The following is a 22,860-nucleotide window of genomic DNA, read 5'->3' on the forward strand; positions in this document are numbered from 1 at the left end:
CTATGCAGCATCGTGTCCTTGGCCGCACCGGTCGCGAAGTATCCACCATCGGTCTCGGCACCTGGCAGTTCGGCGGGGACTTCGGTCGCGTCGAGGAAGCCGACGCCTACGCCGTCATGGATGCCGCAGCTGAGCAGGACGTCACCATGTTCGACACTGCAGACGTCTATGGCGACGGCCTCAGCGAGCAGCTGATCGGCACATGGCTGGGCAAGAACCCTGAATGGACCGGACTGGTCGCCACCAAGATGATCCGCCGCGCGGAAGAACCCAGCCTCGAACACGCCACGGCTGAGAACTTCCAGGCCTGGATCGACCGCTCCCGGAAGAACCTCGGAAGAGACACCCTGGACCTCGTCCAGCTGCACTGCCCCAACGATGATGTCTTCAGCTCAGATGCCGTCTTCGACCGCCTGGATGCCCTCGTGGAATCCGGCGCCATCGCCCACTACGGCGTCAGCGTGGAGACCACTGACCAGGCCCTGAGCGCCATCGCCCGCCCAAATGTGGCCTCGGTGCAGATCATCCTCAACGCCTTCCGGCAGAAGCCGCTGGAGGCCGTGCTGCCGGCCGCACAGGAAGCCGGAGTGGGCATCATCGCGCGCGTCCCGCTCGCCAGCGGACTGCTCAGCGGACGCTACACGAAGGACACCACCTTCGAGGAGACCGATCACCGCAGCTACAACCGCTCCGGTGAGGCCTTCGACATCGGGGAGACCTTCTCCGGGGTGGACTTCGCCACCGGGGTCGAGGCGGCCGCGGAGTTCTCTGAGCTGGCCAAGCAGGAGGGGCTGAAGCCGACGACGGCGGCCCTGGCCTGGGTCGTCCAGTCCTCCGGCGTGAGCACCGTCATCCCCGGGGCGCGAAATGCCGAGCAGGCCCGCCAGAACGCGCAGGCCGGTGGAGCGCCGAAGCTCTCCGAAGACTTCCGGGCAGCGGTGAGCAGGCTCTACGCCGATAAGATCGCGCCCTCGGTCCACGCCCGCTGGTGAAGACCGCGGGGCGTGCGCTGAACTGAGCACCCAGACCAGATACCACCGAGCAGGAGGACCTATGCGCATCGCCGTCATCGGAGCCACGGGCAACGTCGGAACAGCGGTGCTGAGGCACCTGAGCAGCCGCACCGAGGTGGACAGCGTGCTGGGGATCGCACGGAGACTCCCCGACACCGACGCCGCCCCGTATGCGGACGCGCAGTGGCATCGCGCGGACATCCAGTACAGCGAGGTCGTGCCCGAGCTGGCCGAGGCGCTCTCCGGCTGCGACGCCGTGATCCATCTGGCCTGGCTGATCCAGCCCAACAAGGAGCGCACCCTGCTGCGCCGGGTCAATGTCGACGGGACCCGGCACGTGCTGGAGGCCGCGGCCCAGGCGGGGGTGCGCCAGGCCGTCGTCGCCTCCTCGGTCGGGGTGTACTCCCCAGCCGAGGATGACGTCGCGCACGATGAGCAGTGGCCCACCGAGGGCATCCCCGGGTCCCACTACAGCGAGGACAAGGTGGCCCAGGAGCGCGTCATGGACGAGTTCCTGCAGGCTCATCCTGACTTCTCACTGGCCCGGTTGCGACCCGGGCTGGTCTTCCAACGCGAAGCCGGCTCCGAGATCCAGCGCTACTTCGCCGGAAAGCTGGCACCGGTGCAGCTGCTGCAGCTCTTCCGACCTGCGGTGGTTCCGGTCCCCGGCGGCATTCGCACCCAGGCTGTGCACGCCGATGACCTGGCTGCCGCCTACGCACAGGCCGCGATTCTGGGGGCACAGGGCGCATTCAACATCTGCGCCGATGACCTGCTCGACGGGGACGCCATCGCGAAGGTCGTCTCCGGTGAGAAATCCCCAGGAATCGCGCTCCCGCTGCCGGCTGCTGCGCTTCGTCCGATGATCAAGGCCGCCCACCGGGCCGGGATCCTCCCGACGGATGAAGGCTGGCTGGACATGGGCCGCCACGTGCCGGTGATGGACAACTCCCGGGCGAAGAAGGAGCTCCACTGGGCACCGGAGCATTCCGGTGCCCAGGCACTGGAGGAGCTCGTCCAGGGCATGGCCGCCGGGGTCGGCGCCCCCTCGGCGCCGCTGCGCCCCCGGGACCTCGACGCCGCGGACCGGCCGGAACTTCCATCTGCTGAGCACGAGCTGGGCGGAGAGGTCGACGCGCTGCTGCTGCGCCAGTACATGTCCGACCATCTTGCCGGAGCCACCGCGGGAACGAATCGGATCAAACGCATGGCGGCCGACTACGTCGACACACCGGTGTTCCCGCAGATCTCCGAGGTGGCCGAGGCGATCAGGCGCGAACGCGGCTTTCTGGTCAAGCTCATCCAGCGTCAAGGCTTCTCGACTCCACCCGGGTCCACCACCATCGCGTGGCTGGGGGAGCGGGTGGGACGGCTCAAGCCCAACGGCAGACCACCGGGCGGCCGATCGCCCTCCACGCTGGTGCTCGAAGCGGAGATGATGATCACCGCGGTCACCGGCAAGCTTCACGGGTGGTCTGTGATGAAGGACCACGCCCACGCCCTCGGGGTGGATCCGCAGGTGTTCCAGGGGTTGATCGAGGATGCCGAGGCCCAGCGCGAGCAGCTGGAGACCGTCCACGAATACGCCCGGCACCGAGCCTTCCGCAAAGACCGCGACACGTTCGAGAAGACACGCTGAACCACTAGTTCTGAACTACTCGTAATAACTTCTTGATCTTGCTAAGCTCAGAGAGTCCACCCCATAAGCCTGCCCGCCTCATGTCGGGCAAGTGAGGGTCCTCTTCAGTCCATGAGACGCAGGGGACCTCGCTGCAGCGAAAAGGAGAGCGAATTGGCACAGACCGATCCGATCCTGACCACTCGACAGGGTCACCCTGTCACCAATAACCAGAACCAGCGCACCGTGGGCAACCGCGGTCCCGCCACGCTGGAGAACTACCAGTTCCTCGAGAAGATCAGCCACTTCGACCGGGAACGCATCCCGGAGCGTGTGGTCCACGCCCGTGGCTTCGTGGCCTACGGCGAGTTCGAGGCCACCGGCATGATCGGCGACGAGCCGGCGTCGAAGTACACCCGCGCCAAGCTCTTCCAGGAGGCCGGCAAGAAGACCGACCTGGCGATCCGCTTCTCCACCGTCATCGGCGGCCGTGACTCCTCAGAGTCCGCCCGGGATCCCCGCGGCTTCGCTGTGAAGTTCTACACCGAAGACGGCAACTGGGACCTGGTCGGCAACAACCTTCCGGTGTTCTTCATCCGCGATGCGATCAAGTTCCCCGACGTCATCCACTCGCTGAAGCCGGACCCGATCACCTTCCGCCAGGAGCCCAACCGCATCCTGGACTTCATGGGCCAGACTCCCGAGTCGATGCACATGCTGACCCACCTCTTCAGCCCCCGCGGCATCCCGGCGACCTACCGCCACATGGAGGGCTTCGGCGTCAACACCTACAAGATGGTCAACGCCGAGGGCGAGACCGTCCTGGTGAAGTACCACTTCCACCCGCGCGCCGGCGTCGCCTCGATGACCGAGGCAGAGTCTGCCAAGGTGCAGGGCCAGGACCTCGGCCACGCCTCGAAGGACCTCTTCGAGTCCATCGAACGCGGCGAGTTCCCACAGTGGGATGTCCACGTCCAGATCATGGAGGATCACGAGCACCCCGAGCTCGGCTGGGATCCGCTGGATGACACCAAGATCTGGCCCGAGGACCAGTTCCCGCTGCGCAAGATCGGCGTCATGACGCTGAACCGCAATGTGGGTGACCACCACAACGAGAACGAGCAGATCTCCATGGGCACCGGTGTCCTGGTCGACGGCCTGGACTTCTCCGATGACAAGATGCTGGTCGGTCGCACCTTCTCCTACTCGGACGCGCAGCGGTACCGCGTGGGACCGAACTACCTGCAGCTGCCCGTCAACCAGCCCAAGGGCCGCGACGGCAAGGTCTACACGAACCAGCGCGGCGGACTGATGTCCTTCGGCAACGACGTGCATCCCGAGCAGAACCCGCACGTGAACTACGAGCCCTCCATCCACAATGGACTGCACGAGTCCCCGGAGCCGCAGCCGAACAACGCTCCGGCCGTCGGCGGACAGCTGGTGCAGGAGAACCTCGATCGCCGCAATGACTACCTGCAGGCACGCGGTCGCTACAACACCATGATGGACTGGGAGCGCGATGAGCTGATCAACGTGCTCACCGGCATGCTCGAGCAGTCCGAGCGCGACGTGCAGGAGCGCATCGTCTGGCACTTCTTCATGATCCACGATGACTACGGTCAGCGGATCGCGAAGAACATCGGCCTCACCGTGGAGGATGTGTCGCACCTGTTGCCGTTGGCGGTGCAGAACTTCACCGAGGAGGAGGAGCAGCGCCTCGCCAACCTCGGCAACAATGGCGACACCATTGACCCCGAGCAGTGGGGCACCTGGACGGCGTCCGTCGAGAACCGCCAGGCCTCGGCCGAAGACGTGCTCGCCGGCAACCTGGGAAGCCCCAGCTACAGCAAGTGATGCTGCACAAGAACTGAGCGTCAGCTGAGACGGCAATGGCCGGGAACCCGACGGGTTTCCGGCCATTGCCGTCTCAGCTGGCCTGCTGGTCCCGCTGAGAACCTCAGTGGTTGCGCAGCGCGTCGATCAGTTCAGGCTTGTTCATCTTCGAGTACCCGGTGAGACCGAGCTCCCTGGCCCGATCCTGCAGCTGCGCCACGGTCCGGTCCTCGTAGTTCGACGCCTCCCCGCCCTTCTCGCCTTCGCTGCCGCGGCCTTCCTTGGCAGCCGCGTTGGCGATGCGAGCGGACTTCTCCTTGGAGTTGCCCTCCTCGCGGAGGCGTTCGTAGAGCTCCTCATCCTTCACGCTTGATCGTGCCATGGAGAAAATCCTTCCGTCGGCTCATGCTGGACTCAGGTGCTGCGGCTCAGAAACCCTTGCCGCCGGTGACCGGGATGACCGAGCCGGAGACGTAGGAGGCCTCCTCGCTGGCGAGATAGACGTACGCCCCGGCGAGCTCCGCGGGCTGCCCTGGGCGGCCCAGGGGAGTGTCCTGACCGAATTGAGCGACGCCGTCGAACCCGGTGGCCGGGATCAGCGGAGTCCAGATAGGGCCCGGTGCCACACCGTTGACGCGGATGCCCTTCTCGGCCAGCTCCGCTGCCATCGACTCGATGAAGGCGACCTGGGCAGCCTTGGACATCGCGTAGTCGAAGAGCACGGGCTTGGGGCCCACCGCCTGGATGGAGGTTGTCACGATGATCGAGGCCCCGGGGTTCAGATGGGGCACCGCCTCACGGGTGATCACGATATGCGCGATGAGGTTCGTCTCGAAGACCTTGCGCACCTCAGCGGTAGGCGTCGAATCGACGCCGTCACGGGCCCGCTGGTAGGCGGCGTTGAGGATCAGCACGTCGATCCCGCCGAGGTCTTCGACGGCGCGGCGCACGATGCCCACGGCGCTCTCCTCGTCGGTGATGTCCACCGGGTAGGTGGCGCACTGACGGCCGGCCTCGCGCACGTGCTGAGCGGTGACCTGGGCGTCCTCCTCCTCCTCTGGGAGGTAGGCGATGGCGATGTCCGATCCCTCGCGGGCGAAGGCGATCGCGACGGCGCGGCCGATGCCGGAATCGCCGCCGGTGATCAGGGTCCTGCGCCCCTTGAGCCGTCCGTGGCCGACCCAGCTCGCTTCGCCGTGATCCGGCTCCGGACCGGTCTTGCCGGTCAGCCCGGGCTGGTCCGGCTGCTCCTGCTCGGGGAGGTCGCTGTGACGGTACTTCGTCCGGGGGTCCTGCTGGGTGTATGGATCGCTCGTCATGACTGATGTCCTTCGAGAGAGGTGTGTCCGGCAGGCAGCCGGCTCAGGTTGGTGGCCGCCGCTCAGACTGCTGACCTGGTGGGATCCAGGACGACCTTGATGCAGCCGTCTTCCTTCTTCTGGAACATCTCGTAGGCGCCGGGAGCGTCGGTCAGCGGCAGCGTGTGCGTGATGAAGTCGTCCACAGCCAGGGGATCTGCGGGATCTTCGACCAGCGGCAGGATCTTGTCGACCCAGTTCTTCACGTTGGCCTGGCCCATCTTCACGGTGATCTGCTTGTCGAACATGGTGATCAGTGGAAGCGGGCTGGCGGCGCCGCCGTAGACGCCGCTCAGCGAGATCGTGCCGCCGCGGCGGACGAGCTCGATGGCCGAGTACAGGGCAGCCAGGCGATCCACGCCGACGGTCTGCATCATGGCCTTGCCGAGGGCGTCGGGCAGGAACTGCGCGGAGATCTGGGCTGCCTTGGCGATGGGGGAGCCGTGGGCTTCCATGCCGACCGCATCCACGACACCGTCGGGGCCGCGGCCGTCGGTGGCCTCGCGGATCTGGTTCAGCGATTCCTCGCCGGTGTCGAAGACCATGACGCCGTGGCGGGCGGCCATCGCGCGGCGTTCGGCCACGGGATCGATGGCGTAGACCTTCATGCCCTGGTGCTTGGCGATGCGCGCCGCGAACTGGCCGATCGGGCCGAGTCCGATGATCGCGATGCTGTCACCGCTCTTGAGTCCGGTGTAGGCCACGCCCTGCCATGCTGTGGGGATGACGTCGGAGAGGAAGAGGTAGCGGTGGTCGGGCAGCTCGTTGCCGACCTTGATCGGGCTGTAGTCCGCGTGGGGGACTCGCAGGTATTCGGCCTGGCCGCCGGGGACGGCGCCGTAGAGCGCGGAGAAGCCGTAGAGGGCGGCGCCCATGCCCTGCTCGCGGACCTGGGTGACCTCACATTGGGTCTGCAGGCCGCGCTGACACATGAAGCAGCTGCCGCAGGAGATCTGGAAGGGGATGACCACTCGGTCACCGACGGCGAGGTTCGAGTCGGGACCCGCCTCGACGACACGACCCATCGGCTCGTGGCCCAGGATGTCGCCGGGGGTCATGAACGGGCCGAGCACCTCATAGAGGTGAAGGTCCGAGCCGCAGATCGCGGTGGAGGTGACCTCGATGATCGCGTCGTTGGTCTGTTGGATCTGTGGATCCGGGACGGTCTCCACACTTACCTTGTTATGGCCCTGCCATGTCACTGCTTTCACGTCGCGTCTCCTCAGAAGTTCTTCTGCGCGGCATATCTGGGAGAGATGTCATTCTTCACTCCCGGAATCACCCTTACAGGGTCCACGTTATCGACTACCACCTGGCAGTGAGCTGGACATGAACCCCACGTTGGCCTCAGCGCGTCACGCCGCGACGCGTGGGTCGGCCAGTGAGCAGACCACTGACCAGGCGTCTGCCGAGCAGCAGGGTGCCCAGTACGCCGAGCGCCACCAGGATGAAGGACCATTCCGCGCCGCCGCCGCCGCAGAGCACGCGCACAGTCATGCCCAGAGCCACGGTGCCGAGGATCACGACGACGGCGTCCGGCCAGAGCCGCGAGGGGCTGCGCCAGAAGCGCACTGCCAGCGAGCTGACCAGCAGTGCGAGCAGGAACGGTGCAGCGGTGCCCCACACATCGCTGAAGGCCAGTCCGGTCTCGTGGGAGCGATTGCCCGTGGCGGCGAAGGCAAGCACAAGCAGGCCGTCCAGCAGCAGGAGCAGCCAGGGGAGTGCGGCATGGCGGGTCGGCGCTGCCTGCGGGGAGGGGGAGGAGTGCATGGACCGAGTCTAGGACTATGCCTCTGCGTGCGTCGGGGCTGCCCGATCATCTATCGAGGCGGTGCAGGCATCGATGCGGCTGATCGCGGTGGTCAGCGTTTCTACGGTGGCCCAGAGGTCGGGGTGCTGATCCTGGATCTCCTCGAGTGTGGAACCTGAGGACTTCAGGGTGGCCAGATCGAAGCTGGCGTTGGTGCGTGCACCCGCGACGGCGGCCCGAAGTGCCCCGAAGGCGACGACGACGTCGGCGATCACGGCTCGCTTGCCATGTTCTGCCAGCCAGGACAGGTCGTCGATGGCCGAGACGGCGTATTCGCCGAGTTCTGCGGAGGTCTGCGCCGCACCGATCGCGGCCTCACGGATGGCCTTCTCGCGCTTCGGTCCCCGCTCCAGCTTGAAGGCTGCGCCGAAGGCGTGGGAGGCGGTGGCGTCGTCGTCGGCCAGCTGCAGGGCGGTCTGCCGAAGATCGCCGGCTCGGGCGAGGATGGCGGCGAGCGTGTCCCGCCGTTCTGGATCGGCTTCGGTGTACCCGGCGACCATGGAGGTCAGCGACGCGGCGATGGCAAGCATCGTCCCGGCCCCGGCGCCGCCGCCCGGGGATCCGGTGGACTGGGACAGGCCTTGGGTCCATTCGGCGACCGTCGAGCGTTGCGTGGTGATCTCTTCCGCATCAGTCATGGGTCGAGTCTGTCCTACGACTGGTAGGAATGAAACGCAGGCTGCAGGGGAGTGCAGGTCCAGGCAGAGGTGGAGTGGGCCGAGAGCTCCCTGTCATCGACTCATGTCGATCCCGCTCAATACGGGTATCCGTAAATCTAATTTATAGACATTATCTTCACTGCTAACTCAGTGTAGAAACTAGGATCGCTGGTCTCGACTCATGACAAGTCGACCGTCGTCCCACCGGGGACCCTCTCGCATCTGCGCGCCGACATGGTGACTTACGCAGCGTGATTGCTGAGCGCAGAGCAACTCGTGATCCGCCTGCTGGCCGAGCCGGTCGATAACGGCGCCACCGTCGATGATGTCGCTGCAGCACCAAGCCTGTCGCGCGCCGATGCTGAGACGCTGATCGCAGGCTCAGACTCACCGAACCCGGACTCAGCTGAGTCGCTGCTAGGCACCCGAGCGATGAGGACGGTGGGTGCGGGGAGGAGGAGGCATGTGACCGTTCGCACTATAGATGGCGTAGATGACCAGTAGTTATGCGAGCATAAACGCTTCAGCTTCCTTCACGGCTTCGCACTCAACTTGGCTTAAGAGGAATCTTCACGCTCGAGTGTTGAGTGCAGCTTGAGCACCCCGCATCCTGGGTGAAGTGCCCCGGGTTTGATGCAACATCCCTTTAAGTTGAATGGATGTAGCCATGCCTCGTCGAATCGACCCCGCTCTGAAGGAACGCGCAGTCCGATTGGTGCTCGATCACCAATCCGAATACTCCTCCCGCACCGCCGCAGTTGAAGTCATCTCCACACAGGTCGGTGGAACTTCCTGCCCCGCACGCAGCCACAGTCGACGGTCCCGCGGAACGGCTGCGCCATCGTTCATTCCCGCACACACCATCTCACGGTGCACACACGTCTCAGACCTTCCGAAGCCGGATCCAGACGTGAACTACCAGCACCCACTCAATAGCGAGTACGTGGTTCTCAGTGGGGAAATAGGCGAGCATGACCGTGACCACTGGTCCGATCGACTGGCCGCCGTTGGCGCCCAGCCCCAGTTGAATATCACCAAGAAGACCACGTTGGTCGTCATTGGAGCTAAGGCAGGAAAGGGCAAAGCATCGGACGTAGAGACACGACGCACTGCAGGTCAACCCGTCCGCACCATCCCAGGCGATCGCCTCATCCACCTTCTGGACGACGTCCAGCACTTGGAGACCCCCGAGTACCTCAGCGCGCCCGACATCGTCCAGCAATCGGACTTAGCGACTGACTCATCACGAGTCGAGGACCGTGAAACGCTTCGTCGAGAACCTCTGCCTGCTGGCCAGCCCGACCCCATCCTCGAGACTCCGTCCCCTCGACAGCCAGAGGCGAGCACCCCGATCGACACGCCGTCACACGTTGGTTTGGCATCAGGCACGGACTCTGACTCGAGGACCTTTCAGCGTTGGGACGGCCCGCCGGGGAGCCACCCCGAAGGATGGACTCTGGCGATGCAGCATCGAGGGCGTCCGCGCCGGATCACCACATCTCAGCTGAATCGGAACCCCACCGGGACACTCAAGCAGGTCGGCGCTGCCGCGGGGATCATCTTTGCGAGCTTCATTGCAGCCGTGATTCTCACGCCACTACTTGGCCCAATAGCGCCCCTGATGTTCATCGCGGGAATCGTCTACGGCATCGTCTACCCGATCAAGTCTGCTCGAGCGGACAGGCTGCGCTGGCAATACTGGTCCAGCCGCCCTGAGCCGCGGATGGTTCTGCTCGCATACTCCCGTTGAGTCTCCTGGAATGTCGACTTTCGCCATGCCCACTGTCTTCCACAAGCGCTCTTTGGAGACGGTGGGCAACGCACGTCTGGTCGAGGTTGACGAGGCGCAGCAACAGATGACGGTGCCTAGGTATGGCGGTGGAGCGCCGTGTTTGGTGAGAATGAAGATCCACCGAGGGGAGCGATCGTGGTCAGTGGCAAGGAGCAGTACGACGGGAAGAGTACGGCAGAGATGTTCGACATCTTGCGGCACGAGATCCTCGCAGCGCGATTGAAGGTCACTCTCGACAGAGAGCTCAACCGGCCGACCTCCGTCAGGGTGAGGAGACTGGCCGCAATGAAGCTGCCACCGGTGGACTGGACGCGGTCTAAGGAAGATATTCCGCAGTGGGTGCACTGCGGTTGCTGCTCGAAGAGCCTAGGGGGACAGCCCGCGAAAACACGCCGGTCTCTGTTTCGACGTTTCCGGCCATGGCGTGCTTTATTTCGCTAGCTCCCTGGAAGGCGCGTTCGCGGAGACCCGGGCCCGGTTCCGACCATCACCAGTCATCAGAAAACACGGGGCAGAAAAGATTCACACCTAAGGAGGGTCGGGGGAGTGCCGTGTGGCTGGCGAGAGAAGCGCACGATCGAAGAAGCGGTCCTCAGCAATCCCTTGCCATTCTTGGATGTGGGGAGTCCCCACACCGACTAGGTGCTCACCACTGCCATGGCAGCAGAGCTAGTCGACCTGGGGAGGGGAACATTGACGTGGCCAGTGTCCGCTGACGCAACCGGCTGCTCACCCGGGCCGTCGCGTCGTGGGCCTTTGATCAGCGCGATGCCGCTGGCAGCGGTGCGCACCGCGGAGAGGCAGGCAGATTGTCGAGGGCCCTCGTGGGCGTCCAGACCGAGCGCTAGAATTCGCTGACTGGATTGTCCGGTCGCAACGGAAGGTGCGGGACATGGTGGAGATGAGACACAAGGACTCCGCTCAAGAGAAGCTCGACCTTCTGAATCAAGACCCGCAGACTCAACTTCTCACTGCGGGTGAGATGGCGGACTACGTAGACAAGGCCCGTAACTGGCCCTCGGATGCTGCGCGCAAGGGTCGACTGATCTCAGTCAGGCACGCTGGGAAGACCTACTACCCTGCCTTCCAGATCGACCCGGTGCATCGAGAGCCCTGGGGGTGGGTCTCGACCATGGCGAGGATCCTGACGAACGAGGGGGTCAGTGGCCGGTCTTTCACCATGTGGGCGGCGACACCGTCACCGCGCTTCGGCGGCGACACCCCGGCGATGCACACCCGCGACCCGGACTTCATGCCCAAGGCAGCAGCGGACCTCGCTGAGCTATGAGCCTTCTCCCTGCCATTCGGCACCGCCGGCCCGGGCGGTGCGCACCGCTGAGGCCCACACCTCGGCGTCGACGAGCAGATATCGCGCATCGAGGTTGCCGAGCGGACGCTTCTCGGGCGGAAGCTCGCGCAGAGCGGAGATCTCATCGAGCCGGCTGCCCTAGGGCTCGGTCACGAGGCCAAAGAGATATTGGTTGTCCCACGCCCCGGCGGTGGTGACGCTCAGGACTCGCTCAGCCTGGAGCAACTTCGCTTCCCGGACGGCCCTTGGTTACCACTCGATGCGCTCAAGGTTAGCCAGCAGCGACGCATCGTCGAGGCTGTCCTAACGATGTGCACTCAGGGTGGTATCGATGTGCCCTCGGGCTGGGGCCAGGGTCGTAGTGGTCTGATACCGGCACCACCCCGACGTGCAGCCCCCAGCAACCTGTAGAACTTGTAGAACTTGTGGAGACTGTAAAGGAAAAAAACGTTGCTTCGAGCAACTACATACTGAGGGGCGGCGCCAGGAGGAGGGTTTCTTCTGGGTGTCAGGGGGGGCGTCGGTGAATGAGTCTCACCTTAAACCCCTGCGCAGGCTCAGCAGGGCTCGGGTGCAGCTTCTCGTCAGCTCAGCGATCCGCCACCAGTGGCGCGGTCGTAGGTCGCCTGGAGGTTCATCCAGAAGCGCTCTGAAAGATCGAAGCGCTGCGCGAGCAGCGTGGCCACCTCAGCGGTGATGTCTTGGGCGCCCTGAGTGATCGAGGTGAACTGCGCCGGGTTGAGACCGAGTTCTTGAGCCACCTGCTCCGGTGCCAGCCCGAGGGGCTTGATGAACTCCTCTAACAGGATCACCCCGGGGTGGATGAGATGTGTCGAGGGTTTCACGGCGCCATTCTGTGGGTTGTTGGCCTCGTCATAGCGCTGCGCACGCTCGAACTCAGCGCGGTCGGGGAGCTTCATCTTGGCCAGGCGCAGCACGGGGGCCGGGGTGGGGTGCCCCAGAGACTCGTCCAGAGCCAATCTGATCTCAGCCATGAGGATGTCGCGATGCAGAAGTTTCAGAGCCACCACCCGAGGAAGCTCTGGCCCGTACTGCGCATGTGCCAGGTCGCGCTGGGAGGGGACCTTCATCTCGGCCAACTCCCGCACGGTGCCCTGGTGGGGTCGGCCGAGCTGCTCATTCAGCGCGAAGGTGACATGCGCAGACAGGATGTGCCGGCGTAGCTCGTTCATGGCCAGCCATCGCTCGGTGGGATTCTCTGGTCGCTTCACCAGATCAGTATCACGCGGGGGATCGGCACTGTGAAGAGGGGGTGTCGACTCAGTCTCCGGAGGAAGGGGGGCGGTGATTGATTGACTTCCGTCACACATGGTTGCAGATGGAATGTAGTGGGCCGCGTCGAACGCGTTTCACTTCGACGGCGCGATCGCTGCGACCAGAGCTGGAGGCCACCCATGCTATGGGTGCTCACCGTAGGTCGATGGCTACACCGCCGCGGGGTCTCCCGGGGTGTCTCACTTCTAAGGGTGAGGACCAGCGTTGCCGGTCGCAGTTGACCCGGGCGTACTTGCCTGGGTACATGGTCCACCTCGATGCGAAGAAGCTCGCCAGGATCCCCGACGGTGGCGGCTGGCCGGCCCATGACCGCGGCGCCGGGGCGACATGGTGGCCCGTGCGTACTATGGAAGGCATGGAAAAACTCTTTGAAACTATTCGTAGGCTCGGTTTCCGGCGTGGACCTGGCCGCGTCGTCGCAGGCATCGGGGGAAGCCTGGCCGAGACGTTCGGACTCAACGTGTGGTTGGTCCGCTTGCTGATCTTCTTGTCCTTTTTGCTTCCCGCGTTGGGAGTCGGAGCGTATCTGTTGGTGTGGGTTCTGACGCCCTGGCAGGACGGCAGCATCCCGTTGGAGCGCGCCTTAGGAGGCCGCCGCTAGACGTGAACCTAACCACGTCACGACGGTGAGAGATCGTCCGGTGTCATCGAAACGACCGTGTCTCGGAAAACTGTAGGTTTATAAGACATCTATGGGTGCGGGTCGATTGACGGTTTGCATTTCGACCGCGAGGTCGGAGCGACTCAACGGACGAAAGTGGAATCCAGGACTACCCGTCGGTGGTGTGGAGATACGATTTACCTAACGACCGACTAAAAAATGAGTCAATACCAGCGGATGACGTGGGAGCTTAACGGTGGACACCTGGATCGATCAGTTTCTGGCAGCTTTCCCGGACCGCACGGACGTGGCAGACGCAAATTCGACTGCGTTCGACTTCTCGATCGACAGAATAAACATGGCCGGGGGTGAATCGGTCCCAATACAACGAGCCGGCGTCACGGCTATCGTAGGCTCGAACAACGCAGGCAAATCGACGCTTCTTCGCGAAATCTCGGAGTTGATCTCCCATCGTCGAGGATCAGCCGAACGACCCCGAGTAGCCGTCGAGTCCCTAAACGTGACTCGACGAGGAACCACTGCGGATGCAATTTCTTGGCTCGGACAGAACGCGAGTTTCGTTGTTCAGGACCATCAATCCGGGTTTCATCGGGCAGAGACGGGGATACTGGATCCGGCCACCATTCAGTACAACTGGACGCACTCTTCCGCAGGTCTTGGTGGACTCGCGGGATCCGTCGTGTTCTACGGTGACGCTCAGCGGAGATTTAATATCGGGGGTGCCGCCGAGATGCGTGACTCCCATACGGACCCGCCCGAGCATCCCATCCACTACTTACAGGACTCGAAAGAACTTCTCGAGAACGTCAGTGCAATCTCCCAACAGATATTTGGCAAGCCACTGACGTTGGACACTCTGGGTCGAACCATACGCCTACGCGTCGGCGAGACAGAGATGGAACCACCTAGGATTGACGATATTTCGGCAGAGTATCGAGAGCGCGTAGCCGCCTTGCATCCCCTGGATGCCCAAGGCGATGGTATGCGCAGTCTCATGGGACAGCTGTTGCCAATAATTACTGCAGCGTACAAGATTGTCATAATTGATGAACCAGAAGCGTTCTTGCACCCGCCGCAAGCTCATGCTCTCGGAGCCGAGCTGGGACGTATTGCCGTAAGTACTGGTCTACAAATAATTGTCGCCACCCACGACCGAAGTTTTTTAACCGGTTTGCTCGACTCTGGTGTAGATGTTTCAGTAGTTCGGTTGACCCGCGGTGATGGGCCCGCGCGGGGTAGCCGACTCGACTCGAATCAGCTTAGAGATCTTTGGGCGGATCCAGTGTTGAAGTACACGAATGTACTGGATGGCTTGTTCCACCGATTAGTAGTCGTCGCAGAAGCTGAAGGCGACTGCGCGTACCTCGCGGCTGCAGTGGAGACTGGTGAGCCGAGGGAAGACAGCGTTCCGCGCAACGAAATTTTGTTTGTTCCAACGGGGGGCAAGGATGGGATGGCCAAGGTCGCAGCGGCGCTAACAGCGGTAAACGTTCCAGTTGTCGTTGCACCGGACCTGGATATGCTGGCGGATGTATCAAAGCTTAAGGCTCTCGTTGAATCATTAGGTGCCGAATGGACTACTGAGATGTCTGACGCGTGGCGTCTGGCGACGGTGAACCTCAACACTAGCCGAGAGCCCGCGACTGTTAACGATGTTCTTGTGTCAATAGAATCTGCTTTGCATGCGAGTCGCGGAGAGAAGTTCAGTGCTGAGCACAAGAAGACTATAAGTGCGCTTTCCCGCACTAAAGATTCGCCATGGTCTGCCGTAAAAGAGCATGGAATGTCTGCTTTTAAAGGTGAATCATACACGGCGGCGCAAAAATTGCTCGCTCTTTTGGATGAGGCTGGAGTGGTGCTTGTCCGCGAAGGGGAGCTCGAAGGACTTGCGCCAGAGGTCACCGCAAGGAAAGGGCTGCCTTGGCTTCAAGCTGCTTTGACGGATGGACAGCAGAGTAACCAAGTTACACAAGCACACGTGAAAAGAATTCTCAATTCCGGAGTGTTTAAAATTAGAAATATTGTGAATAGAGCTGCAGAGTAGTAAATGTAAAAGCTACTAAAAAAGTATGGTAAGAATCCAATATTAAATTGTAAATGCGTTACTGGAATGAAATCCTTCGTCGCTAGTTCTTTCGAATGCCTCGCAACCTTTCTCCTAGAGGTTTACCCGTCTGGTTGTGCGCGCTGGAGCTCTCGGTAGATCGTGGCGCGGGAGACATCGAAGAGCTCCGCCAGCTCGGACTGAGTATGAGTTCCAGCTGCATGGGTGGCGAGTAGGTGCTTGCGCTTCGAAGGTGAGAGCTTGGGCTGCTTCCCACGTAGCCGCCCCTTGGACTTTGCGATCGCCATCCCTTCTCGTGTGCGCGCCCGAATCAGATCGGCCTCGAACTCGGCCACCATGCCGAGGACGTTGAAGAGCAGTCGGCCCACCGCATCATTTGGATCGTAGAGACTGGCCCCGATGCTCAGCGTCACCCCTTTGGTGGTGAGCTCGTCAGCGATGTTCCTCGCATCCGGCAGCGACCGGGCGAGTCGGTCGAGCTTGGTCACCACCAGTGTGTCCCCAGAGCGGACGGCGGCGAGGGCTTCACGGAGCCCGGGGCGGGTTCGGTTGGTGCCGGTGAGTCCGTGGTCGACGTAGACCTGATCGGGGTCAACGCCGAGTCCGATGAGTCCTTCGCGTTGGGCGGTGAGGTCTTGTCCGGTGGTCGAGACCCGGGCGTATCCGAGCTTCAGTCCAGTCATGGTGTCTAGTGTTCCAGATAAGGGACCTTCACAGGGCTTTTAATCGGGCGGGGTATACGTGCATCCGGAGCCCAGTGTCTGTATGGGCTGGTTTCGGGGTGGGGAAGTGCCCGGTGAGCGACCGGCTTACGGGCATTCGTTGAGGGCACCGACTTTCGTGAACGGCAAAGCTTTTCCCTCCCCAAGATCAGTCGGATGCTCACGAGGAGAACCCATTGAACAACGCGAGTGACAATCGTTCCGTCTTCGTTGTGCACGGTCGCAATGAGCTGCTCCGAAAATCGATGTTCGACTTCCTACGGAGCATCAATTTGTCACCGATGGAGTGGACATCTGCCGTTGAGCTCACCGGCGAGGGGTCGCCCTACATCGGGCAGATCCTCGATGCAGCCTTCGACCACGCGACCGCTGTGGTTGTCCTTATGACACCGGACGAGGTGGCGTACCTGCAGCCTCGCTACGGCAATAGCGACAACGACCAGGAAACTCAGCCTGCGCCACAAGCTCGCCCCAATGTGTTGTTTGAAGCGGGGATGGCTTTGGGGCGTGACCCCAAGCGCACTGTTCTCGTGGAAGTAGGGGAAGTGCGTCCTTTCAGCGATGTTGCTGGACGCCACGCAATCAAACTATCGAACGCTCCTGCGACCCGTCAGGCTCTGGCGAACCGGCTTCGAACGGCAGGCTGTGCTGTCGATCTCCATGGTACGGACTGGCACACGAGCGGGGACTTCGCTGCGCCACCTCCTCCCGGCGACGGCCTCCAACTCGGGCGTCGAATACCAAGCAGCACTACCGCGAGGAAAGCAGTCGACTTCGATCTGAAGTACTTCATTAAGGGTGGCAATCGTATGGACAAGCTACAGGTGATCAACCGAGGCACGGAGATCGCCTACGACGTCACTCTGGCAGTGCCTGAGAACTCAGCGCTGGATCTGCGGTCGACCGATGTCGGGCCAATCACGAAGATCCCGGGTGGTGGCCGTTCTGTCACCGTTGACGTCTTCAATACGGGACGCATGCTGTCCGGTTCGCAAGGGGAGGACGCCTTCGACGTCACCATCACAGCCCGTGCCGAGGGTGGCGAGCAGGTAACCCAGGATGTTTTTCTCGATCTGAACGGATGATGACGATGGATGATGAGTTTCAAATTCCGGTGAGTCTGCCACTCGACAGTGACGGCTTCCTGCGTCGCGAGTGCCCAAGCTGCGAACGGGAGTTTAAGTGGTTCAGTCACGCCGAGGACGATGAGAATGCCGAACTTGTCGCGCAATACTTCTGTCCACTATGTGGTGTCGCAGCAGGTTCCGATTCATGGTGGACCCACGCGCAGCTTGAGTACGGCTTCGGCAGCGCTAGTGGGGCGATTGACCAGGCTGTACAGGATAGTTTGGCGGACGCATTCAAGGGCATCAAAGGCATGAAACTTGAGCCCAACTCGTCATTCAGCCTTGATTTTGAGACCCCAGCTGCATTGGTCGAGCCCGACGACATGGTTATCGTCGAACCGCCCTGCCATCCCAATGAGCCGGTGAAGGTCCCTGAAGCTTCCGCGGAACGTGCTTTTTGTCTGATCTGCGGTGCACAGTTCGCAGCGTAGGTGGGGACAACCTGCTCGTCGTCCGGCAGAGGAGCGGTTTACGAACGATGGACCATTTCATTCCACAGTGAGGCCACCATCTGACGCTCGAGTAGCGCAAATGGCCTTCTGTATGTGTGAACTACCGACCAGCACTGGCGGCAGGGCTTTCACGCGTCCGGAACTCCCGCCGTCATCCGGCACGATCACCACAGATAGGACTGGCTGACGTCGTAGCCCAGACCCTCGAGGTAGGTATTGAGCTGCTGTTGAGCGTCGGCACGATTCCGGAAGCCAGCGAAACTGAATCCGCTCATGTCGGCATCCTCGGGGACTTTAAAGATCATGGCGGTTCCGAAGGCGGGAACGCTGATATGGGCCATGCTGGGATTCCTGTCTGTTTGGGCTCTAGCTGCTCGAACCCATTCTGAGTGGCGCCCTTCACCATACGGGTCTGCTGTGGCAGCTTCACCCGATGTTGTCGTTCTCGTGGCGCTTCGTGTCGTGGTTACGTAGCGTAAAGCCGATCGTCTTCCGGGCGGCCTGCACATCTCGCAGGGCCGATTGGTCTGGGGTGGATGCGGAGCGCCCGACTTAGCCTGGGCGTATGGATCTCTTCTTTTGGTCGCGGTACCGTTCCTCGTCATGTTTACCGCCACTTGGTTCCCGCTGAGGGCGTTCGTTCGACGGAATGCCACTCAGGTGCGGTGAGGGATCCTCTTGCGGGGCCCAGTTCAGTGCTGTGGCTGGCACACTGGCCGCATGGCCTTCGAGCGGTTCCCAATCCGAAGACTCACCGAGAATCCGTCCAACATACTTGATCGGCAGAGTTGGCCGGCGACGTTGGCGCCTGTTGCGACGATCCTTGATCACGGACTGGATCTTGGCTTAGCTACGGTTCTGGTGGGTGAGAACGGGTCCGGTAAGTCGACCATCATCGAGGCAATCGCGTTAGCCTACGGGCTCTCCCCCGAGGGAGGCTCGACCGGAGCCCAGCACACCACGCGTTCTACAGAGTCGGTACTCGCGGATCACCTCCACGTGGTCCGCAACGCCGGCGCTACCCGACGCGGATACTTCCTCAGAGCCGAAACCATGCATAGCTTCTATACCTACCTCGAGTTGAACCCCAGCACGAGCCGGGCGGACGTTCCTTTTCACGAGATGTCCCACGGTGAATCGTTCCTCGAACTCGTGGGTGATCGGTTTCGCGGTTCGGGTCTGTGGGTCCTCGATGAGCCAGAATCAGCACTGTCCTTCTCTGGTTGCCTGGCGTTGCTCAGCGTGTTGAAAGAACGCGTGGCGGCTGGGGATTCACAGGTGATCCTTTCGACGCACTCACCGCTACTGGCTGCCTTGCCCAATGCGCAGATCCTCGAAGTGGGCAGTTGGGGTCTGCGTCCTCGACAGTGGGAGGATCTCGACCTGGTCGCGAGCTGGCAAGCTTTCCTCGCTTCGCCCGAGCGCTACCTGAGACACCTCTAGCTGAATCACCACCCCCGTGCCTCATCTGACAACCTCATCTGTACGCTGAGGGATCCTCTACCGTGCGCATCCTTCTCGCAGCCCAGCGCTGCCCGCTTGCTAGCTTCAGGGAGCGCCCAGGCCACGAACACTGCTTGTCCAAGAAGGCTCTCTAGTGTCGTGACTACCTCTTGAAGGTGCGAGTGATTCAGTAAACCCCGCGTCCGGAAACAGTGTCCCCTCACACTCCGGCCGCGGGGTTTGCGCATTCCTGGTGCAAGGGTTCGATCTCAGCGCCAGGAGCGAGAGGCACTCCTATTAGTGCCCGCTACGGGATCTCCTTGCGTGCGACCGCAACCTCGCGACGATCAAGAGGAAATCGGTACACGCGGTAGTGACTGCTCTAGCTCATGGACTGTTCCGGTTCGGTCGAAGACAGATGGTTCAGCGTGAGATCGATGAGGTCTACGAGGTCCTGGGCTGAGACGCGTGAGAAATCGATGTCGCTAATTGCTTGGAACCTCAGTGCACCGTCACCGTAGAACGCCGGTGTGGTTCTGCGTCGCGTGTTCCTGCCGCCGTCCTTCATTGGGGCTCCTTTGAGGCCGTGGACTATGACGGCTTCCCAATCGCCCCGTGCTGTCGGACGGCTAGATTTCCCTCGGGACAGCGCTTCTCCGAGGTCAGAACGATCCTCCGTGAGTCGGACGTGGAGAGCCTGGTGGTCGATGTCGTGCTCCATGCTGTGGGCTAGGTCGTATGCGGCGCGGCGGACTTCCTCGTCTTCTTTATGCCCCGGGCGAGGGTCGAAGTCCACGCCGAAGCGCAGTTCACCTCCGGGCTTGTTGTCCCGCCATCGGACCTCGGCGATGAAGGTTCGATCCTCGCCTTCGCCTCGGATCGGGGCCCACGCCTTGATAATCGGAAGGCCGCCACCGCTGGTCACCCCAGCGACGGCCATGTACCCACGTGAGTGGAGCTCCTTCACAAGACGCCGGGTGACGACACGGGCGAGGAACTTCTGCTTCAACTCATCGAGTTGCAAGCCACCTTCGGCTGCGCCAGTCTCGAGCACCCCAGAGATTATTCGGTCCCATTCCTTCAAGAGCGTGGCTGCCTCACGCGCGAGGGAGCGTGCGAGCTCGTCCTGAGAAGACTCCCATCCGCTGAACAGACTGCTCAGACTCAAGAACTTCCAGCGGTCGGAGACCTCTGATAAGCGCACCTCATCTGCGCCGAGTGCCGCCAGGTAGAGATCGAGATCCGGATCCAACGCTTCGTATTTGTCTTGCTGTTGGGCAGACATCAGATGGCCAAGCTTCACTTCAATTACTGCGCTCTTCGAGCCGGCGGTAAGCAAAAGGTCGGCGTTGTTAGCGGCAGATACCTCCCGAACGAGGTCGTCTGGGACGAACCCGACGAGTGGTTCCCAAGGGGCCGGGTCACGGTCACTCAGGAACTGAATGAGGTCTGACACGTTGGTCTCTTGGGCCAGAAGGCGTTCGAGTCCTCTTCCACGCACCCATGGTGCTCCGGTTCTCTCCATAGAGAGGATTGTGGCACGACAGACTCAGGTGTCACGCAGCTGGTGATGACTACCCGATCCGGGCGAGACTGCGCAGGCCACCCTCGACCGCGAGAACTCCCGTATTTTTGCCGGGGGAGAGGTGTCTCATCCACCGTCTTGCAACCCAAGGGTTGGAAGACGCTAGGCGGGTTTGGTGCAGAAGGAAGTGATGGACCCGCGCGACTAGCGCGTGCTGGTTCAACAGGAGGGGCGAGGTCGTGCTGAGAGTGGAGAACTTGAGCGTCATCGGTGTGTTGGAGCTACCCATCCGCTGATGGGTAGCTCCGACGAATGCCGATCAGCCCTTTCCGAGTGTTGAGCCGGCCTTGGACTTCACAGCCTTGCTTGTTGAATTGGACGCAAGCTTTGCTCCCGCCTTCGAGAGCATCGACTTCGATGGTTTGCTGCCTTTTCCCACTGACTTACCTCCCGTCGCTTAAATAGATTCGAGTACCAGTACTGCCTCTGTCTCGATCCGAGTGGATCCGTGAGGGCGGTGGCCGCCGACTTTGCTGACCGCAGCCTTGTATTGACCAAGTTACTCGTATACAGTGATTCACACAAGGGGTGACGAGATGAAGCCGAGTAATTGAGTGGTTGATAGGCTAGCGTGGACCTGGCGCTATTCGGCTGGGTTAGGTGGATCTGTTGCGCATCGCCTTTGAAGATGACGAGCTTCGACGGATGGCTGAGGATGCTGCCTACGCACCAAAGCGGTGGGGTCCAGAGCTGGTTAGGGCCTACCGACGGAAAATTCAGGTACTTCACGCGGCTTCTGACGAACGTGATCTGCGCGCGATGCGTTCCCTCCGACTGGAGCAGCTCAGGGGGGACAGAGCTGAGACGTCTTCTATCCGAATCAACAAGCAGTTCCGACTTATCATCAGGTTCAGAACCGATGACGATGGGCGCGTCGTGACCGTCATTGAAATGGTCGACTACCACTGAGAGAAGGTGAAGTCGTGAGCACTCCGATCATGGCGGAGGCATTTCCGGCAGGGGAGCACCTTGCTGAGGAGCTTGAGGCGCGTGGGTGGACCCAGGCTGATTTCGCCGAGGTGCTGGGGCGACCGACGCAGTTCGTGTCCGAGATCATCTCCGGCAAGAAGGAAATCACTCGGGAGTCTGCGGCACAGATCGCGGCAGCCTTGGATACCTCGGTTGAGTTCTGGTTGAGCCTTCAAGACTCCTACCTGCTCTGGAAGCAATCCCAGAACGCGCAGACCCGTGAGAATCTTGATGCGGTCAAGATGCGCGCGCAGCTACGAAAAAAGGCCCCAATCTCGCTGCTCCGGAAGCGTGGGTACATCAAGGCCACGGACCTTGAGGGTCAGTCGCGTGAGGTCGATCGTCTCCTCGGAGAAACTGTGCCTTTAAAGTGGGCGGCTCGGCGGAGCAATGAGGACGAGACAGTTACTGTCCTACAGCGCGCCTGGGTCGCCTGCGTGAAGCTGAGTGCCACCTCGCTCACCGTCCCGACCTACGACCGTGAGGCCTTTGAGAATCTTGCCTACAAGCTCTCGGGGATGGCTTGTGAGCCGGAGGCGTTCTCAGATTTCCAAGCTTTGTTCGCCGAGGTCGGAGTGAAGCTCGTCTACGTGGAAGCTTTCCCTGGCGGCAAGCTCGATGGTTGTGCAATGTCGGTGGACGGGACGCCAGTCATAGGGATCTCGGGGCGCGGCAAGCGACTCGATATTGTCCTATTCACGATCCTGCACGAAGTCGCACACGTCCTTGAAGGTCACCTAAACGACGACGGAGTGCCGATCCTCGACGACCTCAAAAGTAGCGACGTAAAGGATGCCACCAAGAGTGAGCTCGATGCGGAAGGAAAGGCCGATCAACTCGCTAGCGTTCTCGCCATACCGGGTGATCTCCCCGTCATCCCTGAACGCGTGAGTTCCTCATGGGTCCGTGCGCAGGCGGAACAATTAGGTGTACACCCCATCGTTGTCGTTGGTCGGCTTCAGAATGGTGGGCGTTTGTCGTGGAAGACAACGCTGGTGCGTGATGCACCGACTGTGACGGCACACATCGAGCGTTGGGCCGCATTGAGTCCAGTCTGATTTGGCCGCCTAAGGGAAGCTATCTCGTCGTCAATGAGGTGAATGTGGCGCCAGCTGTAGCTCCGAGATCACCCGCTGAGACCTACGCAGCCGGGGGACGACGTACGACCAGGCCGTTGAGGTCACAGA

General features: G+C 61.9%; 20 protein-coding genes and 3 pseudogenes. 14 read left to right on the top strand and 9 right to left on the bottom strand.

Features of this window, described 5'->3' with window-relative positions; all coding sequences use genetic code 11:
* The first annotated feature begins 2 nt into the window (after positions 1 to 2).
* From LTH96_RS05465 to LTH96_RS05475, 3 genes are all read left to right on the top strand, one after another.
* A complete protein-coding gene (locus LTH96_RS05465; RefSeq protein WP_241464734.1) occupies positions 3 to 992 on the top strand; it encodes an aldo/keto reductase in 990 nt (329 codons plus the stop codon).
* 61 nt (positions 993 to 1,053) lie between these two features.
* Positions 1,054 to 2,652 (top strand): NAD-dependent epimerase/dehydratase family protein, encoded by a 1,599-nt coding sequence (locus tag LTH96_RS05470; protein ID WP_241464735.1) that lies wholly within the window; start codon positions 1,054 to 1,056, stop codon positions 2,650 to 2,652.
* Between the two features lie 153 nt (positions 2,653 to 2,805).
* Positions 2,806 to 4,485 carry a catalase gene (locus tag LTH96_RS05475; RefSeq protein ID WP_274617590.1) on the top strand — a complete coding sequence of 560 codons (1,680 nt, stop codon included), beginning with the start codon at positions 2,806 to 2,808 and terminating at the stop codon, positions 4,483 to 4,485.
* Positions 4,486 to 4,588: 103 nt separating this feature from the next.
* Here LTH96_RS05475 and LTH96_RS05480 read toward each other — a convergent pair whose 3' ends face one another.
* The 5 genes from LTH96_RS05480 to LTH96_RS05500 form a co-directional block, all read right to left on the bottom strand.
* Positions 4,589 to 4,846 (bottom strand): Rho termination factor N-terminal domain-containing protein, encoded by a 258-nt coding sequence (locus LTH96_RS05480; protein WP_241464736.1) that lies wholly within the window; start codon positions 4,844 to 4,846, stop codon positions 4,589 to 4,591.
* Positions 4,847 to 4,892: 46 nt separating this feature from the next.
* Positions 4,893 to 5,783 carry an SDR family oxidoreductase gene (locus tag LTH96_RS05485; RefSeq protein ID WP_241464737.1) on the bottom strand — a complete coding sequence of 297 codons (891 nt, stop codon included), beginning with the start codon at positions 5,781 to 5,783 and terminating at the stop codon, positions 4,893 to 4,895.
* Between the two features lie 62 nt (positions 5,784 to 5,845).
* Complete coding sequence (locus LTH96_RS05490; RefSeq protein ID WP_241464738.1) at positions 5,846 to 7,033, bottom strand: alcohol dehydrogenase catalytic domain-containing protein; 1,188 nt, start codon at positions 7,031 to 7,033, stop codon at positions 5,846 to 5,848.
* Between the two features lie 136 nt (positions 7,034 to 7,169).
* Positions 7,170 to 7,592, bottom strand: a complete 423-nt coding sequence (locus LTH96_RS05495) for a DUF3054 domain-containing protein (protein WP_241464739.1) — start codon at positions 7,590 to 7,592, stop codon at positions 7,170 to 7,172.
* Between the two features lie 15 nt (positions 7,593 to 7,607).
* A complete protein-coding gene (locus LTH96_RS05500) occupies positions 7,608 to 8,270 on the bottom strand; it encodes a cyclodeaminase/cyclohydrolase family protein (protein WP_241464740.1) in 663 nt (220 codons plus the stop codon).
* A 1,642-nt stretch (positions 8,271 to 9,912) separates the two neighbouring features.
* Here LTH96_RS05500 and LTH96_RS12945 point away from each other — a divergent pair.
* The 3 genes and pseudogenes from LTH96_RS12945 to LTH96_RS05505 all read left to right on the top strand — a co-directional run bounded on the left by LTH96_RS12945 (position 9,913) and on the right by LTH96_RS05505 (position 11,371).
* A complete protein-coding gene (locus LTH96_RS12945) occupies positions 9,913 to 10,041 on the top strand; it encodes a hypothetical protein (RefSeq protein ID WP_255728070.1) in 129 nt (42 codons plus the stop codon).
* Positions 10,042 to 10,498: 457 nt separating this feature from the next.
* Positions 10,499 to 10,615, top strand: a pseudogene (locus tag LTH96_RS13220) (hypothetical protein); the annotation flags it as partial.
* 360 nt (positions 10,616 to 10,975) lie between these two features.
* Positions 10,976 to 11,371 carry a hypothetical protein gene (locus tag LTH96_RS05505; protein ID WP_241464741.1) on the top strand — a complete coding sequence of 132 codons (396 nt, stop codon included), beginning with the start codon at positions 10,976 to 10,978 and terminating at the stop codon, positions 11,369 to 11,371.
* Between the two features lie 605 nt (positions 11,372 to 11,976).
* Here the strand turns inward: LTH96_RS05505 and LTH96_RS13225 are convergent.
* Positions 11,977 to 12,624 (bottom strand): HigA family addiction module antitoxin, encoded by a 648-nt coding sequence (locus LTH96_RS13225; protein WP_241464742.1) that lies wholly within the window; start codon positions 12,622 to 12,624, stop codon positions 11,977 to 11,979.
* 419 nt (positions 12,625 to 13,043) lie between these two features.
* Between LTH96_RS13225 and LTH96_RS05520 the strand changes: the two genes are divergently transcribed.
* The 3 genes and pseudogenes from LTH96_RS05520 to LTH96_RS13235 form a co-directional block, all read left to right on the top strand.
* A complete protein-coding gene (locus tag LTH96_RS05520) occupies positions 13,044 to 13,289 on the top strand; it encodes a PspC domain-containing protein (RefSeq protein ID WP_241465090.1) in 246 nt (81 codons plus the stop codon).
* A gap of 916 nt (positions 13,290 to 14,205) precedes the next feature.
* Positions 14,206 to 14,460 (top strand): annotated as a pseudogene (locus LTH96_RS13230) (AAA family ATPase); the annotation flags it as partial.
* A gap of 320 nt (positions 14,461 to 14,780) precedes the next feature.
* A pseudogene (locus LTH96_RS13235) lies at positions 14,781 to 14,855 on the top strand (hypothetical protein); the annotation flags it as partial.
* A gap of 621 nt (positions 14,856 to 15,476) precedes the next feature.
* Here LTH96_RS13235 and LTH96_RS05530 read toward each other — a convergent pair.
* Positions 15,477 to 16,058 (bottom strand): recombinase family protein, encoded by a 582-nt coding sequence (locus LTH96_RS05530; protein WP_241464744.1) that lies wholly within the window; start codon positions 16,056 to 16,058, stop codon positions 15,477 to 15,479.
* A 215-nt stretch (positions 16,059 to 16,273) separates the two neighbouring features.
* Between LTH96_RS05530 and LTH96_RS05535 the strand changes: the two genes are divergently transcribed.
* Positions 16,274 to 17,182 (top strand): TIR domain-containing protein, encoded by a 909-nt coding sequence (locus LTH96_RS05535; protein ID WP_241464745.1) that lies wholly within the window; start codon positions 16,274 to 16,276, stop codon positions 17,180 to 17,182.
* 5 nt (positions 17,183 to 17,187) lie between these two features.
* Positions 17,188 to 17,655: a hypothetical protein gene (locus LTH96_RS05540; RefSeq protein WP_241464746.1), complete on the top strand. Its 468-nt coding sequence runs from the start codon at positions 17,188 to 17,190 to the stop codon at positions 17,653 to 17,655.
* Between the two features lie 185 nt (positions 17,656 to 17,840).
* Here LTH96_RS05540 and LTH96_RS05545 read toward each other — a convergent pair whose 3' ends face one another.
* Positions 17,841 to 18,017, bottom strand: a complete 177-nt coding sequence (locus tag LTH96_RS05545; protein WP_241464747.1) for a hypothetical protein — start codon at positions 18,015 to 18,017, stop codon at positions 17,841 to 17,843.
* A 379-nt stretch (positions 18,018 to 18,396) separates the two neighbouring features.
* Between LTH96_RS05545 and LTH96_RS05550 the strand changes: the two genes are divergently transcribed.
* A complete protein-coding gene (locus LTH96_RS05550; protein ID WP_241464748.1) occupies positions 18,397 to 19,119 on the top strand; it encodes an AAA family ATPase in 723 nt (240 codons plus the stop codon).
* A gap of 382 nt (positions 19,120 to 19,501) precedes the next feature.
* Here LTH96_RS05550 and LTH96_RS05555 read toward each other — a convergent pair whose 3' ends face one another.
* The gene (locus LTH96_RS05555) at positions 19,502 to 20,644 is read right to left on the bottom strand and encodes a hypothetical protein (protein ID WP_241464749.1); all 1,143 of its coding nucleotides are present in this window, start codon (positions 20,642 to 20,644) and stop codon (positions 19,502 to 19,504) included.
* Positions 20,645 to 21,304: 660 nt separating this feature from the next.
* Between LTH96_RS05555 and LTH96_RS05560 the strand changes: the two genes are divergently transcribed.
* Together LTH96_RS05560 and LTH96_RS05565 are read left to right on the top strand one after the other, a co-directional pair.
* On the top strand, positions 21,305 to 21,613 hold the full coding sequence (locus tag LTH96_RS05560) for a type II toxin-antitoxin system RelE/ParE family toxin (RefSeq protein WP_370644397.1): 309 nt from the start codon (positions 21,305 to 21,307) through the stop codon (positions 21,611 to 21,613).
* Positions 21,614 to 21,627: 14 nt separating this feature from the next.
* Complete coding sequence (locus tag LTH96_RS05565; RefSeq protein ID WP_241464750.1) at positions 21,628 to 22,731, top strand: HigA family addiction module antitoxin; 1,104 nt, start codon at positions 21,628 to 21,630, stop codon at positions 22,729 to 22,731.
* The last annotated feature ends 129 nt before the right edge of the window (positions 22,732 to 22,860 follow it).

Source organism: Nesterenkonia sp. LB17 (assembly GCF_022565915.1).
Lineage (GTDB): Bacteria > Actinomycetota > Actinomycetes > Actinomycetales > Micrococcaceae > Nesterenkonia.

Coding starts and splice junctions, on each gene's coding strand:
- LTH96_RS05465 (WP_241464734.1), top strand. CDS start 3: ATGCAGCATCGTGTCCTTGGCCGCACCGGTCGCGAAGTATCCACCATC.
- LTH96_RS05470 (WP_241464735.1), top strand. CDS start 1,054: ATGCGCATCGCCGTCATCGGAGCCACGGGCAACGTCGGAACAGCGGTG.
- LTH96_RS05480 (WP_241464736.1), bottom strand. CDS start 4,846: ATGGCACGATCAAGCGTGAAGGATGAGGAGCTCTACGAACGCCTCCGC.
- LTH96_RS05485 (WP_241464737.1), bottom strand. CDS start 5,783: ATGACGAGCGATCCATACACCCAGCAGGACCCCCGGACGAAGTACCGT.
- LTH96_RS05495 (WP_241464739.1), bottom strand. CDS start 7,592: ATGCACTCCTCCCCCTCCCCGCAGGCAGCGCCGACCCGCCATGCCGCA.
- LTH96_RS05500 (WP_241464740.1), bottom strand. CDS start 8,270: ATGACTGATGCGGAAGAGATCACCACGCAACGCTCGACGGTCGCCGAA.
- LTH96_RS12945 (WP_255728070.1), top strand. CDS start 9,913: ATGTTCATCGCGGGAATCGTCTACGGCATCGTCTACCCGATCAAGTCT.
- LTH96_RS05505 (WP_241464741.1), top strand. CDS start 10,976: ATGGTGGAGATGAGACACAAGGACTCCGCTCAAGAGAAGCTCGACCTT.
- LTH96_RS05520 (WP_241465090.1), top strand. CDS start 13,044: ATGGAAAAACTCTTTGAAACTATTCGTAGGCTCGGTTTCCGGCGTGGA.
- LTH96_RS05530 (WP_241464744.1), bottom strand. CDS start 16,058: ATGACTGGACTGAAGCTCGGATACGCCCGGGTCTCGACCACCGGACAA.
- LTH96_RS05540 (WP_241464746.1), top strand. CDS start 17,188: ATGGATGATGAGTTTCAAATTCCGGTGAGTCTGCCACTCGACAGTGAC.
- LTH96_RS05545 (WP_241464747.1), bottom strand. CDS start 18,017: ATGGCCCATATCAGCGTTCCCGCCTTCGGAACCGCCATGATCTTTAAA.
- LTH96_RS05550 (WP_241464748.1), top strand. CDS start 18,397: ATGGCCTTCGAGCGGTTCCCAATCCGAAGACTCACCGAGAATCCGTCC.
- LTH96_RS05555 (WP_241464749.1), bottom strand. CDS start 20,644: ATGGAGAGAACCGGAGCACCATGGGTGCGTGGAAGAGGACTCGAACGC.